Source organism: Labrenzia sp. PO1 (assembly GCF_012273635.1).
In the GTDB taxonomy this organism is placed as follows: domain Bacteria; phylum Pseudomonadota; class Alphaproteobacteria; order Rhizobiales; family Stappiaceae; genus Roseibium; species Roseibium algicola.
The window spans coordinates 258,452-273,857 of sequence record NZ_JAAXCR010000001.1 but is presented as its reverse complement, the minus strand read 5'-3'; the positions used below and the strand labels follow the sequence as shown (position 1 = coordinate 273,857).

At 60.4% G+C, this 15,406-nt stretch carries 13 protein-coding genes; 11 read left to right on the top strand and 2 right to left on the bottom strand.

The features are described from left to right. The first annotated feature begins 19 nt into the window (after positions 1 to 19). The 6 genes from HCG46_RS01350 to HCG46_RS01325 all read left to right on the top strand — a co-directional run bounded on the left by HCG46_RS01350 (position 20) and on the right by HCG46_RS01325 (position 6,125). Positions 20 to 583: a TRAP transporter small permease subunit gene (locus HCG46_RS01350; protein WP_023000844.1), complete on the top strand. Its 564-nt coding sequence runs from the start codon at positions 20 to 22 to the stop codon at positions 581 to 583. Continuing rightward, positions 580 to 1,860, top strand: a complete 1,281-nt coding sequence (locus HCG46_RS01345) for a TRAP transporter large permease (RefSeq protein WP_023000845.1) — start codon at positions 580 to 582, stop codon at positions 1,858 to 1,860. The genes HCG46_RS01350 and HCG46_RS01345 overlap by 4 nt, the downstream gene beginning before the upstream one ends. Further along, positions 1,857 to 2,879: a 4-hydroxythreonine-4-phosphate dehydrogenase PdxA gene (locus HCG46_RS01340; protein WP_168684218.1), complete on the top strand. Its 1,023-nt coding sequence runs from the start codon at positions 1,857 to 1,859 to the stop codon at positions 2,877 to 2,879. Before HCG46_RS01345 ends, HCG46_RS01340 begins: the two co-directional genes overlap by 4 nt. 13 nt (positions 2,880 to 2,892) lie before the next feature. Further along, positions 2,893 to 4,065, top strand: a complete 1,173-nt coding sequence (locus HCG46_RS01335) for an L-rhamnonate dehydratase (RefSeq protein ID WP_023000847.1) — start codon at positions 2,893 to 2,895, stop codon at positions 4,063 to 4,065. Positions 4,066 to 4,146: 81 nt separating this feature from the next. Continuing rightward, positions 4,147 to 5,058: a dihydrodipicolinate synthase family protein gene (locus HCG46_RS01330; protein WP_077292526.1), complete on the top strand. Its 912-nt coding sequence runs from the start codon at positions 4,147 to 4,149 to the stop codon at positions 5,056 to 5,058. Positions 5,059 to 5,117: 59 nt separating this feature from the next. After that, a complete protein-coding gene (locus HCG46_RS01325; protein ID WP_023000849.1) occupies positions 5,118 to 6,125 on the top strand; it encodes a LysR family transcriptional regulator in 1,008 nt (335 codons plus the stop codon). 51 nt (positions 6,126 to 6,176) lie between these two features. Here HCG46_RS01325 and rhaI read toward each other — a convergent pair whose 3' ends face one another. Next, positions 6,177 to 7,460 (bottom strand): L-rhamnose catabolism isomerase, encoded by a 1,284-nt coding sequence (rhaI, locus tag HCG46_RS01320; protein ID WP_168684215.1) that lies wholly within the window; start codon positions 7,458 to 7,460, stop codon positions 6,177 to 6,179. A 153-nt stretch (positions 7,461 to 7,613) separates the two neighbouring features. Beyond that, positions 7,614 to 9,716 (bottom strand): bifunctional rhamnulose-1-phosphate aldolase/short-chain dehydrogenase, encoded by a 2,103-nt coding sequence (locus tag HCG46_RS01315; RefSeq protein ID WP_168684213.1) that lies wholly within the window; start codon positions 9,714 to 9,716, stop codon positions 7,614 to 7,616. A gap of 184 nt (positions 9,717 to 9,900) precedes the next feature. Between HCG46_RS01315 and HCG46_RS01310 the strand changes: the two genes are divergently transcribed. The 5 genes from HCG46_RS01310 to HCG46_RS01290 all read left to right on the top strand — a co-directional run bounded on the left by HCG46_RS01310 (position 9,901) and on the right by HCG46_RS01290 (position 15,403). Further along, positions 9,901 to 10,707 (top strand): DeoR/GlpR family DNA-binding transcription regulator, encoded by an 807-nt coding sequence (locus HCG46_RS01310; RefSeq protein WP_031269240.1) that lies wholly within the window; start codon positions 9,901 to 9,903, stop codon positions 10,705 to 10,707. 55 nt (positions 10,708 to 10,762) lie between these two features. After that, entirely contained in the window at positions 10,763 to 11,755 is a 993-nt protein-coding gene (gene rhaS, locus HCG46_RS01305) for a rhamnose ABC transporter substrate-binding protein (protein WP_023000853.1), read from the top strand. Between the two features lie 101 nt (positions 11,756 to 11,856). Beyond that, the gene (locus HCG46_RS01300) at positions 11,857 to 13,410 is read left to right on the top strand and encodes a sugar ABC transporter ATP-binding protein (protein WP_168684211.1); all 1,554 of its coding nucleotides are present in this window, start codon (positions 11,857 to 11,859) and stop codon (positions 13,408 to 13,410) included. Further along, positions 13,407 to 14,390, top strand: coding sequence for an ABC transporter permease (locus HCG46_RS01295; RefSeq protein ID WP_168684208.1), 984 nt, complete (start codon positions 13,407 to 13,409; stop codon positions 14,388 to 14,390). Before HCG46_RS01300 ends, HCG46_RS01295 begins: the two co-directional genes overlap by 4 nt. Next, positions 14,387 to 15,403: an ABC transporter permease gene (locus HCG46_RS01290; protein WP_075283903.1), complete on the top strand. Its 1,017-nt coding sequence runs from the start codon at positions 14,387 to 14,389 to the stop codon at positions 15,401 to 15,403. The genes HCG46_RS01295 and HCG46_RS01290 overlap by 4 nt, the downstream gene beginning before the upstream one ends. Positions 15,404 to 15,406 lie beyond the last annotated feature (3 nt).

Below are 15,406 nucleotides of genomic sequence, written 5' to 3'. Positions count from 1 at the left end.
AATTTCTCTGGGAGGAGCCATGATTGCTTTGTTCGAGCGCCTTTTGTTGCGCGCAATCGAGGCTGTCTGCATCGCACTTCTGCTCGCCTTGACGGGAGCGGTCATCTACTCGACGACAATGCGCTACCTGGGGGCTTCGCCGTCCTGGTACGACGAACTGGCCAGCGTGATGCTGGCGTGGTTGACCTACTTCGGCGCGACCTACGCTGTCTTCATGCGGCATCACATGTCCTTTTCCGGCCTGGTGACTGCCATGCCGAGAGGGCTGGCGGTGGCCTTGACAGCCTTTTCGGAACTGCTCGTCATCGCCTTCTTCGCAATTGTTGCCTGGTACGGCTATGCGGTTCTGGCGGTTGCCAAGTGGGATTCACTCCTCAGCCTTCCGTGGATGACGCTCGACATCGTGCAATCGGTCATCCCCATCACCTCAGGTCTCATGATCATCGGAACGTTGCTGACGCTGCCACGCACTCTGCGCGACGCTGCCGCCGGGGTTGATCGGGAACACGCGGAAATCGAACACGCAATTGCCGAGGCTGAAGAAGAGGCCCAGGCCATGCACGCACGGGAGGGCACGCGATGATCCTTCTTCTGACAACAATCGTCCTCATCGGTCTGATCCTGATCAACGTGCCGATTGCCGTGGCAATCGGGATTGTCGCTCTCGGCGGGTTCGTCCTGACTTCGGGTACGGACCGGCTCTACGACATGGCCATCGCGCTCTATTCGGGCTCGACCTCCTTTCCGCTGATCGCCATCCCGCTGTTCATCCTTGCCGGCAACCTGATGAACACGTCAGGCATTTCCGTCAGGCTGATCAACTTTGTCACTGCTCTCATCGGCTTTGTCCGGGGCGGGCTGGGCATGGTCAACATCGGTGTCTCGATGGTCTTTGCCGAAATTTCCGGGTCAGCCGTGGCCGATGTGGCCGCCACCGGTACGGTGCTGATCCCGGAAATGAAGAAACGCGGCTATTCCCGGACGCTTGCGGCGGCAATCACTTCGTCTTCGGCGTCCCTTGCCATCATCATTCCGCCGTCCATTCCCATGATCCTTTATGGTGCAATTGCCGAAACTTCGGTGCTGAAGCTGTTCGTGGCCGGTATCGTTCCGGGCGTTCTCGGCGGCGGACTGCTGATGATCGTCACCTACATTCTGGCGGTTCGCTACAACCTGCCGCGCGCCGAAGGCTTCGACCTTCGCCACGTTGCCAGGACCTTCCGGGAAGCGTTCTGGGCGCTCACCATGCCGGTGATCATCCTGGGCGGCATATTCTCCGGTATCGTGACGGCAACGGAAGGCGCCGGGCTGGCGGTACTGGCCGCCCTGGTGATCGGCCTGTTCATCTACCGGGATCTCGATGTCCGGCGCCTGCGCAAGACCATGCTGGAAGGTATCAGCCAGACGGGTGTGGTCATGCTGCTGGTGGCAACATCCGCCGCGCTGGGGCTGTTCCTGACGCAGGCCCAGGTGCCGCAGCAACTGGCCGCGCAGATCACCGAACTGACCACCAATCCCTTCATCGTGCTGGCCTTGCTCAACCTGCTCTTGCTGGTGCTCGGCATGTTCCTGCACGGGGCGGCAGCAATCATCCTGGTCGTACCGGTGGTCATGCCGCTGGTGAATGCGGTTGGCATCGACCCGATCCATTTCGGCATCATGGTGACACTCAACCTTGCCATCGGTCAGCAGACACCGCCGGTCGCCTCGGTGCTGATCACGTCCTGCTCGATTGCCAAGGCGGGCATCTGGGAAACGTCCCGTGCCAACCTGCCGTTCATCGGCGTGCTCGCCCTGATCCTGCTTCTGGTGACCTACGTTCCCCAGGTTTCCCTTGCTTTGACGGAGTTTATTCAATGACGACGCCCAAACCGCGTTTGGTTCTGACCCTTGGTGACCCGGCGGGTATCGGCTCTGAACTGGTCGCCCGGCTTCTCGCCGAGGAGGAAGCCCGCCAGGCGGCGGATATCCTGATCCTTGGAGACGAGGGAGAGTTGAAAACCGGCATGGAGATCGCCGGTGTCCGTTTCGACTATCAGGTCGTCTCAGCGGCTGCGTTGCCCGAGCAAGGGTCCGGGGTTCCGGCATTCCTGCAGGTTGGCAAGGCTCCGGAAGGTGGCTGGAAACGTGCCGAGGTGAGCGCGGAAGGTGGCGCACATTGCCTGGAAACGCTTGGCATGGGTGTCGACATGGTTCGGGCAGGCAAGGCGGATGCGCTGGTCTTCGCCCCGCTCAACAAGGCATCACTTCATTCGGCCGGCATGAGCCAGTCGGACGAGCTGCACTGGTTTGCCGGCCGGCTGGGCCACAATGGCAGTGTCTCGGAACTCAACGTGATGGACGGTCTATGGACCAGCCGGGTAACGAGCCACATCGCCCTGCGCGATGTGGCTGACCTCATCACCGAAGACAAGATCATCGAGGCTGCACGCCTGATCCATTCGGCCTTGAAGGATGCCGGGTTCGAGAGCCCGCGGATCGGTGTCTGCGGCCTCAATCCGCATAATGGCGACAACGGCAATTTCGGAACAGAAGAAATCGAGATCATTTCGCCCGCAGTCGAACGTGCCAAGGCGCTGGGCCTGCCTGTGGAAGGGCCTTATCCCTCCGACACCATTTTCCTGAAAGCGGTCGCCAAGGAACTCGACGCCATCGTGACGCTCTATCACGATCAGGGGCAGATCGCGATCAAGCTGCTGGGCTTCTGGCAGGGGGTGACGGTGCAGGGCGGTCTGCCGATCCCGATCACCACACCGGCACACGGAACCGCCTTCGACATTCGCGGCAAGGGAACCGCCAATGTCGGCCCGATGCGCAACGCCTGGAACATCGCCTGCGCCATGGGAACGCGGCGCCGGACGTCCCGAATTTCCAATTGAGTGGATCAGTCATATGAAAATCAAATCCGTACGCACGCGCGTCTGGACCTGGAAAGGTCCGACGGTCCCGCCGCAGGGCAACTTCTGCACCAACGCTTCCGATGCCCTGTGGATGAAGGGCGATGCCATGTCGTCCTTCCGCTTTCACCAGTGGCTGACATGTGAAGTCGAGACGGAAGACGGCACCATCGGTATCGGCAACGCCGCCTTGGCTCCCTCGGTCGTCAAGAAGGCCATCGACGACTGGTACGCACCACTGGTGATCGGCGAAGACCCGTTCGACTATGCCTACATCTGGGAAAAGATGTACCGGCGCAGCCACGCCTGGGGGCGCAAGGGGATCGGCATGACGGCTATCTCGGCCATCGATATCGCGATCTGGGACCTGATGGGCAAGCTGGTCGGCAAGCCGGTTTTCAAGCTTCTGGGCGGCCGCACCAAGGAAAAGATCCCGGTTTATTATTCCAAGCTCTACGCCGGGTCGATCGAGGCGATGCAGAAGGAAGCCGAGGAGGCAATGAAGGGCGGCTACAAGGCCTTCAAGTCCCGCTTTGGCTTCGGCCCCAAGGACGGCATGCCGGGCATGCGGGAAAACCTGAAGCGGGTCGAGGCGGTTCGCGAGGTCATCGGTTACGACAATGACCTCATGCTGGAATGCTACATGGGCTGGAACCTCGACTATGCCAAGCGCATGTTGCCGAAACTTGCTCCTTACGAGCCACGCTGGCTAGAGGAGCCCGTGATCGCGGATGACGTTGCCGGGTATGCCGAACTCAATGCTATGAACATCGTGCCGATTTCCGGCGGCGAGCACGAGTTTTCGGTGATCGGCTGTGCCGAGCTCATCAACCGCAAGGCCGTCAGCATCCTGCAGTATGATACCAACCGGGTTGGCGGCATCACGGCGGCGCAGAAGATCAACGCCATTGCCGAAGCTGCCCAGATCCCGGTCATTCCCCATGCGGGCCAGATGCACAACTACCATCTGACCATGGCCAACACGAATTGCCCGATCAGCGAGTATTTTCCGGTGTTCGATGTCGAGGTCGGCAACGAGCTCTTCTATTACATCTTCGAAGGCGACCCGGAAGCCGTGGACGGCTATCTGCAGCTTGACGACGATCTGCCCGGCCTCGGCATCACGATCTCGGACAAGCATCTCCAGCACTTCGACATTGCCGAGTGACCTTTCGGGTTTCCTGCTCCGGCCAGCGAACCGGGGCAGGAAGCTCATCCAATATCCTGAAAGAAAAAAGCACGTAGCCCCATGACCCCTTATTCCGGAATCTGGCCTGTCGCCCCGACACCCTTTCACGAAGACGGTTCGCTTGATGAACCGGGCATGCGCCGCGTGCTGGATTGCCTTATCGACCAGGGCGCGGATGGCATCTGCATCCTGGCGAATTTCTCCGAGCAGTTCCTGTTGTCGGATGCAGAGCGCGAGTTGCTGACACGGCTTTGCATCGAGCATATCGACGGCCGCGTTCCTGTCATCGTCACGATCAGCCATTTCGCGACACGGATCGCGGTAGAGCGGGCGCAGCTTGCCAAGTCGCTTGGCGCAGCCATTGTCATGATGATGCCGCCCTATCACGGTGCTCTTTTGAAAGGGAACGCCCAGCAGACGTTTGATCAATTCGCTGCCGTTGGCGAGGTCGGCATTCCGATCATGATCCAGGATGCGCCCCTGTCCGGCGTCGACTTGCCGGTGCCGCTTCTGGTGAAGATGGCCCGCGAGATCGAGATGGTGAAGCTCTTCAAGATCGAATGCCCGCAGGCTGCCAACAAGTTGCGGTCTCTCATTGCTGAAGGCGGCCCTGCCATCGAAGGCCCATTTGATGGCGAAGAAGGCATCACGTTGCTGGCGGATCTGGACGCAGGCGCGCGCGGTTCGATGACCTCGGGGATGATCGTCGACCAGATCAAGCCCGTCATCGATCTCTATCACGCGGGCCAAACCGACGAGGCAGCAGATGCCTATGCGCGGGTTCTGCCCGTCATCAATCACGAGAACCGCTTGTGCGGCTGGCGCTCCTGCAAGGCGGCGATGGTCGAAGGCGGTGTCATCAAATCCGATTTCTGCCGGCATCCGATTGACCCGCTGCCGCAGCCGGTCCGCGAGAGGCTACTGACGCTTCTGCGCCGCCTCGATCCCCTGGTTTTGCGCTGGGGGCAGTGAGGACAACTCCGGGGCGATCAGCCGTCGTTTGATCCACCTAAAGACATGAGGCCGGGTATTTGACTGTCTGGAAAGGAAAAAATCCGGTATCGATTGAGACCGCCAAGCGGGTACGCCAACGACTGAGCGGATCGATCGATATGCATGGAACCTTCGACATGGCGATCCTGTCTCGCCTGCGGTTCAAACAGCTTGCCCTTGTGGCGAGCCTGGAAGTCACGACCAATCTGCACGAATCCGCGCGCGAGCTGAACCTTTCCCAGCCCGGGGCGACAAAGCTTTTGAAGGAAGTGGAGGACACGCTCGGGGTCACGCTGTTCGAGCGTCTTTCCAGGGGCATGAAACCAACGGCCTATGGCGTGGTGGTCGCCCGGCATGCCCGCCAGATCATTTCCGAGACAGGGCGGCTGAAGGCGCAATTGTCGGCGATGCAGCGCGGCGAATATGGCAAGGTGCGGCTTGGCGCGATCATGGAAGCGTTGCCAGGGCAGGTATCCGAGCTTCTGATGAACCTGATGGAAACCAATGTCGGCCCACAGATCAGCCTGATGGTGTCGACTTCCGACAATCTCATTTCCGCGCTCAACGAAGGTGCGCTGGATATCGTGTTGGGGCGGCCGGTGGAACATCTCGACATGACCGGCATTCGGTTTGAACCGCTCTGGCAGGAGAGGCTCGCTGTCGTGGCGGCGCCGTCGCACCCGCTGGTGCCAAGCAAACAGCTCAGTCTGGTGGATCTTGGTGATTTCAGCTGGATCCTGCAGCCAAGGCCAAGCCCGATGCGCATGTCGATCGAGCTTGCTTTTGCTCATGCGGATCTGCCCGCACCGCATTACGGCCTTGAAACGTCGTCGATGCTGATGACGACGCTGGCGGTCGGAAAAAGCGACATGCTTGCCGTTCTGCCGCAATCGGTTGCCGACTACTATCAGGAAAACGGCCTGATCCGCATTCTGCCGGTCAGGCTGGAAGAGCACATGAGCCGATACGGGCTTTTGATCCCGAACAAGGATGAATTCGACCCGGAAGTCGAGGCCCTGGTCTCGCTCATTCGCGCCTCTGTCTGACCGGGAAGGGGGCCCCCTCCCGGCCGGTCTTTTCTGGTCAATACTCCTGGGTCAGACGATCCCGCCGCCGGCCCCGGAAACTTCCGGGCGGATCTCCGCGACCTTCTGCCGGTATCCTGCACTCCGGTAGGCCGCAACAGGGTCGACAGCGCCGTCGTTTTCCAGTCTTGCCATGGCCAGGATCGGCTCGACATCGATGCGGAAAGCAGTTTTCAACGTGGTCGTCGCCATTAAGGCGTCATTCGTGTCCTGAAATCCGTCCAGGGCAGACCTGTCGACCAGCAGTGCCTGGGCATAGGCGCGCTGCACCTCCATGGCGGAGACCATCAGGCTTTCGATGGGGTCGGTCACGTTGTGAGACTGGTCGAGCATATGCGCGGGATCGAAACCAGGCGCCTTCCGCGTTTCGGCGTCCACCAGTTCGTTGAACACCAGGAACAGCCGATACGGGTCGATGGAGCCCGTATCCAGATCGTCATCGCCATACTTGCTGTCGTTGAAGTGGAATCCGCCGAGCTTGCCGAACTGGATCAGCCGGGCAACGATCATCTCGATATTGGCGTTGGGGGCATGGTGGCCGAGATCGACAAGGCAGTAGGCCTTCTCACCCAGTTCCTGCGCGATCATGTAGTTGGTGCCCCAGTCCTGCACCACGGTGGAATAGAAAGCCGGCTCATACATCTTGTGCTCGGTGAACAGCCGCCAGTCGTCCGGCAGTTCCGCATAAATGGCTTTTGCCGCGTCCAGATACCGCTCGAACTGACGGGTGAAGTGGGTCTGTCCCGGGAAGTTCGATCCGTCGCCGATCCAGATGGTCAGGGCTCTGGAGCCGATGGCCTTGCCGATCTCGATGCATTCCAGATTGTGTTCGACAGCCTGTCTGCGCGTGCCGGCATCCGTATGGCTGAGCGAGCCGAACTTGTAGGAAAGAGGCTGACCGTCCTGATCCTGAAAGGTGTTGGAGTTCATGGCGTCAAAGCCAAGCCCGAGCGAACCTGCCTTGGCCTTCAGCTCCGCCGGGTCGGCCTTGTCCCAGGGAATATGCAGCGAAACGTTTGGTGTTGCGCGGGTAAGCTGCTGGATGACGCTGCAATCTTCCAGCTTGTCGAAGATATGGCGTGGTTCGCCCTTGCCGGGAAACCGTGCAAAGCGCGTGCCGCCGGTGCCGACACCCCAGGACGGCACCGCGACGCCATATGCGGCGACCTTCGCCTTGATGGCATCGATGGAAACGCCGCGCCGGTCGAGCCTTTCGCCCAGGGTTTCATAGTCACGCTTCAGGTCGGCTGTGCGGGTCTCGTTTTCCCCGGCGACCAGCGATGTGTCGATCATCATGAGAAGATCCTTTCCTGCCCGAAGAACCTCATCCTGAGGAGGGCCGCGAGGCCCGTCTCGAAGGATGGGCCGCTTGTCTGGAGTGTGCCGCCCATCCTTCGAGACAGCGCTTCGCGCTTCCTCAGGATGAGGTCTGCTTTGTGGATGTGACGTTTACCGCGTGAACGCCTGAACGTTGCCGGCGTCGACGTTGATGATGTTCCCGGTCGACTTGGCGGAAAACTCGGAGGCGAAAAAGTAGGTTGCCTCGGCGATGTCTTCCGGCAGCACGGAGAGTTTCAGCAGCGAGCGCTGGCGGTAATGTTCCTCCAGCTCCGACGTGTCCTTGCCGTAGGCTTCGGCGCGTTCCTTCAGCCAGTCACCGGACCAGATCTTGGACCCGCGCAGGACAGCGTCCGGGTTGACCACATTGACGCGGATCCCCTCCGGAGCGCCTTCCAGGGCAAGGCAGCGGGCGAGGTGCAGTTCGGAAGCCTTGGCCGTGCAATAGGCACTGGCACCGGGAGACGCGGCAAGGCCGTTCTTCGATCCGATGAACACGATGGAGCCGCCAACCCCTTGCGTCTTCATGACCTTGAAGGCTTCACGGGACACCAGGAAATAACCGGTCGACAGGATCGACATGTTCCGGTTCCACAGGTCGAGCGTGGTGTCCTCAATCGGGGCGGAAGACGCGATGCCGGCGTTGGAAACGAGAATGTCGACACCGCCGAATTCCAGTGCAGCTCGGGCAAAGCTGTCTGCCACTGCGTCTTCACTGGTGACATCCATCGTCACCGTGCGCACGACGTCTCTGGAATAGCGGGCGGTGAGATTGTCGGCGGCGGCCCCGAGTGCGTCCGCGTCGATGTCGGCCAGCACCACACAGGCGCCTTCGCGAAGAAAGCGTTCAGCGGTGGCCGAGCCGATGCCACCGGCACCGCCGGTGACCAGCGCGATCTTGCCTGCAAGGCTCTTGGGTTTGGGCATGCGCTGCAGCTTGGCTTCTTCAAGAAGCCAGTATTCGATGTCGAAGGCTTCCTGTTCCGGCAGGCCGCGGTAGGTGGAAACGCTGGAAGCGCCGCGCATGACGTTGATGGCGTTGGTGTAGAACTCGCCTGAAATGCGTGCCGTCGCCTTGTCCTTGGCGAAGGTGATCATGCCAACGCCCGGCACCAGGTAGACAACGGCGTTCGGGTCGCGAAGGGCGGGGCTGTCGTCGTGCTTGCAGCGCTCATAATAGGCCGCATAGTCGTCACGGTAAGCTTCTGCAGCCTGACCGAGCCCGGCGAGCGTTGCCTCGATGTCCGGGGTCGCGGGATCGAAATCGACCACAAGCGGGCGGATCTTGGTGCGCAGGAAATGATCCGGGCAGCTTGTGCCGAGGGCGGCAAGGGCTTCCATGTCGTTGGCGCAGACGAATTCCAGCACAGCGTCGCTGTCGTCGAAATGACCGACCATATGCTGCTTGCCGGAGACCATCCCCCGGATTGCAGGCATCAGGCGGGCGGCAACGGCACGCCGGTCCGATGGGGCCAGGGCGCGGTGTTTCGAGCCGCCGAAAGCATCTTTTCCTGCCGTCTTTTCCTCAAACCAGGCAATCGCCTTGTTGATGATCTCCAGTGTGGTTTCGTAGCAGGTCCTGGCGTCGTCAGCCCATGTAAAGAGGCCATGGCTTTCCAGAACGACACCGCGGGCGTCCGGATTTTCCAGGCAGAATTTTTCCAGCCACAGGCCCAGTTCATAGCCTGGACGCTTCCAGGGCAGCCAGCCGATGTCGGCGCCAAAGATTTCCTGCGTGATTGCCTTGCTGTCGCTTGCCGCTGCAATGGCGATGATTGCGTCCGGATGCATATGGTCGACATGACTTTTCGGCACATAGGCATGAAGCGGCGTATCGATGGAGGCGGCGCGCGGGTTCAGGTTGAAGGTGCAATGGGGCAGGCAGGCGACCATCTCGTCTTCGAACTCGACACCGCGATAGAGCCCTTTAAGTGCCCGCAGCTTGTCCATGTAGAGTGTCGCAAAACCATCCATCTTGATGGTGCCGACATCGCCGCCGGAGCCCTTTACCCACAGTACCTCGACCTGATCGCCGGTGAGGGGATCCTTTTCCATCGCCTTGGCGGAGGTGTTGCCGCCACCGTAGTTGGTGATGCGCTTGTCGGAGCCCAGGAGGTTGGAGCGATAGAGCAGCAGCTCCGCTTCGCTCATGCCGGAAGCCTTCTGGTCATCCCACAGGTTTGCAAGCCGGGAACCGGCAGCGGAATTCAACATCTTTTCCTCCCAGGTAAGCCTGACGGCTTGCGTCTCGTTGTTTAGAAACTCGCTTGAACGGATCGGGTTGTCAATCAAAAACGATCAATATCAATCATATTGCGCTGCAAAATGATCATTTTTGATTTTTTATGATTGACATTGACCGGTGTTGGTGGAAACGTTTGATCAATGGGAGGACCAGATGCACGAGAAAGAACGCCACAGGATCATATTGTCCGCAGTCCAGGATCGTCCGGTCGTGACGGTGCAGGAGCTGGTGGCGTTGACGGATTCCTCAGAAGCGACCATCCGTCGTGATATTGCCCAGCTGCATGTACAGAAGAAGCTGCGCCGCGTGCGGGGTGGGGCGGAGAGCATTCATCCGCCGCAGTTCGTCGGGCTGGCGGGGCGTCCGTTCAGTGTCAACGAAACGATCAACATCGCTCAGAAACGCGCAATCGCGCAAAAGGCGGTGGAGCTGTGCGAGGATGGCGATGCCATTATCATCAACGGCGGCACAACCACCTTTCAGATGGTGCATCCGCTGGCAACCAAGCGCTGCCAGGTGTTCACCAACTCGTTTCCGATTGCCGAGCATCTCCTCAAGAATTCCAAGAACACCATCATGCTCTCGGGCGGGGTGATCTATCGCGAACAGAACATCATCCTGAGCCCCTTCGACAATGACGTGACCCGGAACTTCTACGCGACGCGCATGTTCATGGGCGCTCAGGGGCTTGGGCCGCTTGGGCTCATGGAGGCCGATCCGTTGCTCATTCAGGCCGAGCAGAAGCTGATCGGCCAGGCGGATGAACTGGTGGTTCTGGCGGATTCGTCGAAATTCAGCGCACGTTCCAGCCTTATCCTGTGCCCGCTCGAGCGGATTTCCACCGTCATCACCGATGACAGGATCCCCGACAGCGCGGCCAACATGCTGGAACAGGCCGACATCCATCTGATCGTGGCGGAAACAAGCGCCGCACAGACCAAGGCAACCTCGAACGGGTAGCCGGCACACTGTCCGGACCTTGGGAGGGGCCGGCAGCACTTTAGGGAGGAAGACCATGAAATTGCTCAAGTCACTTCTGGCGGCAACAGCAGTCGCCGCCGTCTGCATCGCCGCACCGGCCAGTGCCGCGGAAAAACGCATCGCCCTTGTCGTCAAGGCGCTCGGCATCGGCTTCTTTGAAGCTGCCGCCAAGGGCGCTGAAGAGGCCGCCAAGGAACTCGGTGATGTCGAGATCATCTACACCGGCCCGACCGACACGACCGCAGAAGGTCAGATCGAGGTCATCAACGCGCTGATCGCCCAGAAGGTCGATGCCATTGCAATCTCCGCCAACGATCAGGACGCCCTGGTTCCGGCACTGAAGAAAGCCATGGACCGCGGCATTACCGTGATTTCCTGGGACAGCGGCGTTGCACCGGAAGGTCGCCAGCTTCACCTCAATCCGTCTTCCAATCCGCTGATCGGCAACATGATCATCAAGCTGGCCGCCGATCATCTGCCCGATGGCGGTGATGTCGCCGTCCTGTCCGCGTCCGCAACCGCCACGAACCAGAATATCTGGATCGAGGAAATGAACAAGGTGAAGGACAATTATCCGGGCATCAACGTGGTCGCCACCGTCTACGGTGATGACCTTGCCGACAAGTCCTACCGTGAAGCCCAGGGCCTGATGCAGACCTATCCGGACCTGAAGGCGATCATCGCGCCGACGTCCGTGGGTATCGTTGCGGCCGCTCAGGCGGTCTCTGACGCCGAAAAAGCCGGTCAGGTCAACGTGACCGGGCTCGGCCTGCCGTCAGAAATGGCTGGCCACATCGCATCCGGTGCATCCAAGTCGTTCGCCATCTGGAACCCGATCGATCTCGGCTATTCGGCAACCATGCTGGCCTACAACCTGTCCACCGGCGCCGCGGAAGCAAAGCCGGGTGCGGAAATCCCGATGGGCCGTATGGGCACGCTGACGCTCAACGACAGCAACGAAGGCGCGATGGCGGACCCGTTCGTCTATGACAGCTCCAACATCGACGACTTCAAGGACATTTTCTAAGCTGGTCGCCAGGACCGGACGATAGAAACATGTCAGACCCGGTGCCATGCGCACCGGGTCTTTGAAACCAGCAACGAAACTCCAGGCTCCGGGAAATGGTCATGCTTGCGAACACGCAGGGCATAGCGGACACGCATCCGCAAACGGAAGACGGCGCGGGGCCGGTACTGACGCTCAGCGGTATCTCCAAATCGTTCCCGGGCGTGAAGGCGCTTTCCGAGGTATCGCTGGAGCTGTTCCCGGGGGAAGTTACTGCCCTGGTGGGGGAAAACGGCGCGGGTAAATCCACCATCGTGAAGATCCTGACCGGCATCTATCAGCCGGACGAGGGCGCAATCGCGATCAATGGCGCACCGGTTTCCTTTCCCACTGCCCAGGACGCGGGCCGGGCAGGGGTGACGGCGATCCACCAGGAAACCGTCCTGTTCGACGACCTGTCGGTGGCAGAAAACATTTTCATCGGCCATGCGCCGAAAACCCGTTTCGGGCTGATTGACCGCAAGGAAATGCTGCGCAAGGCACAAGCGCTGCTCGACCGGGTCGGCGCCAGGATCGATCCGAATGTCACTCTGAAGGATCTCGGTATTGCCAACAAGCACCTGGTGGCGATTGCCCGGGCGCTCTCCATCGACGCCAAGATCGTCATCATGGATGAGCCGACCGCCTCGCTGTCCCACAAGGAAATCGAGGAAACCTACGAGCTGGTGGAACGCCTGAAGGCGGAAGGCAAGGCGATCCTTTTCATCAGTCACAAGTTCGACGAGATCTTCCGCATCGCGGACCGCTACACGGTTTTCCGGGACGGCCAGATGGTCGGCAAGGGCAAGATCGAGGCTGTTTCCGAACAGGAGCTGGTCAAGCTCATGGTCGGCCGGTCGGTCGACCAGGTATTCCCGAAACGGGCACCGCAACTGGGTGAGGAAGTGCTGAAGGTTGTCGGCTATTGCCACCCGACGGAATTCGAGGACATCGGTTTCACGCTTCGTGCGGGAGAGATCCTTGGGTTTTACGGCCTTGTGGGGGCCGGGCGCAGCGAATTCATGCAGGCGCTGTTCGGCGTGACCAGGCCTTCCAAGGGGGCAATCCGGATAGACGACAGGATCGCCGTCATTCGCGATCCCAACGAGGCTATCCGGCAGGGCATCGTCTATGTCCCGGAGGATCGGGGCAAACAGGGGGCCATCAAGGGCCTGCCCATTTTCCAGAATGTCTCGCTGCCGTCGCTCAAGGAAACCTCGCGCAAGGGGTTCCTGCGGCTTGCGGAGGAATTCAAGCTGGCCCGCGATTACACGCGGCGGCTGGACTTGCGCGCAGCAGCGCTTGACCAGGATATCGGCGAACTGTCCGGCGGCAACCAGCAGAAGGTTGTCATCGCCAAATGGCTTGCGACCAAGCCGAGGGTGATCATCCTGGACGAGCCGACCAAGGGCATCGACATCGGGTCCAAGGCCGCGGTGCATGAATTCATGGCGGAACTGGCCGCCGAAGGTCTGGCGGTGATCATGGTGTCGTCCGAAATTCCCGAAATTCTCGGCATGTCCGACCGGGTGATTGTCATGCGGGAGGGGCGTATCGCCGCCGAATTTGAAGGCGCTGACCTGTCGCCCGAACATCTGGTGCGGGCGGCTGCCGGCATCACGGAGGTGCGCACATGATCCGCTCGCTGATGAAATCGCGCGAGACCATTCTCGCCGGAGCCATCCTGGTTCTGGTTCTCGCTATCGCCACTCGCTTTCCCGGCTTCGTCGCTCCGTCGAACCTGGCAAATGTCTTCAACGACACGGCTCCGCTGATCATTCTGGCACTCGGCCAGATGGTGGTGATCCTCACCCGGTGTATCGATCTGTCCGTTGCCGCGAACCTGGCGCTCACCGGCATGGTGGTTTCCATGCTCAACATGGCCATGCCCGGTCTGCCGGTGCCGGTTATCCTGGCCCTGGCGATCTGTCTTGGGGCCTTGATGGGGCTCGCGAACGGACTGCTTGTCTGGAAGCTGGATATTCCGCCCATTGTCGTCACCCTTGGCACGATGACCATCTACCGGGGCATCATCTTCGTCATTTCCGGCGGGGAGTGGATCAACGCCCATGAAATGAGTGACGCCTTCAAGGCCTTCCCGCGTGAGGTCGTGCTTGGCCTACCGGTTCTGTCGTGGATCGCGATCGCTGTCGTGATCGGGTTTATCGTTCTGGTCGGGCGGACACCACTTGGCAGGGCTTTCTTTGCCGTTGGCGGCAATCCGCACGCGGCGGTCTATACGGGCATCAATGTCGGCCTCACCCAATGCGCCGCCTATGTCATTTCCGGCGCGCTTGCCGGTCTCACCGGCTATCTCTGGGTTGCCCGCTATGCCGTTGCCTATGTCGATATCGCCGGCGGCTTCGAACTTGAGGTGGTCGCGGCCTGTGTCATCGGCGGGATCTCGATTGCCGGCGGTATCGGGTCTGTCGGCGGGGCTCTGCTCGGTGCGCTGTTCCTCGGTATCGTCAAGAACGCCCTTCCGGTGATCAATATCTCGCCCTTCTGGCAACTCGCGATTTCCGGCAGCGCAATCATCATCGCCGTAGCCTTCAACGCCACGTCCAACCGGACCAAGGGCCGGGTGATCCTGAAAAAAGCGGAGCACGCAGCATGAGCCTCGCCACCCCAGACACCGGCGCGCAGGGGCGTCAGATTCCGGACAGGCTGAAGTCGCCGCTGCAGCGGTTTCTGGTGAGCTGGGAACTGCTGCTACTCGTGGTCGCCGTCGCCGTCTTCACGCTGAACAGCTTTGCCTCGCCTTACTTCCTCGACCCGTGGAACCTCTCAGACGCGACCTTCAATTTCACCGAAAAGGCGATGATCGCCTTTGCAATGGGGCTTCTGATCATTTCCGGCGAGATCGACCTTTCGGTTGCCTCGATTATCGCGCTTTCGTCCACGGCCATGGGCTTTGCCGTCCAGATGGGGGCCGATACGCCGGTTCTGGTGTTGATCGGCCTCGGCACAGGGCTGTTGTGCGGTGCCTTCAACGGCTTCCTGGTGACCGGCTTCGGCCTGCCGTCCATCGTGGTGACCATCGGCACCATGAGCCTGTTCCGCGGCATTTCCTATATCGTGCTCGGCGACAAGGCCTACACCGGCTATCCGTCCGACTTTGCCTTTTTCGGGCAGGGTTACGTCTGGTGGGTGATCTCCTTCGAGTTCGTCCTGTTCGCGCTGCTCGCCATTGTTTTCGCTGTCATTCTGCACAAGACGAACTTTGGCCGTGCGGTCTATGTTGTCGGCAACAATCCGGTCGGTGCGCTTTTTTCCGGTATTCGCGTGCCGCGGGTCAAATTCGCGCTTTTCCTGCTCACGGGGCTTATGTCCGGTGTTGCCGCCATCTGCCTGACCTCGCGCCTCGGGGCGACAAGACCATCGATTGCCTTCGGCTGGGAGCTTGAGATCGTGACAATGGTGGTGCTGGGCGGCGTCAATATTCTCGGTGGCTCCGGCTCCATTCCGGGCGTGGTGATCGCTGCTTTTGTGATGGGCATGGTCACCTTCGGGTTTGGCCTGCTCAACGTACCGGGCATCGTCATGTCGATCTTCATCGGTCTGCTGCTGATTGCCGTCATTGCCTTGCCGCGCATCGCCCACCGGGTTCTCGCAAAGCGGAAGGCCTGAACC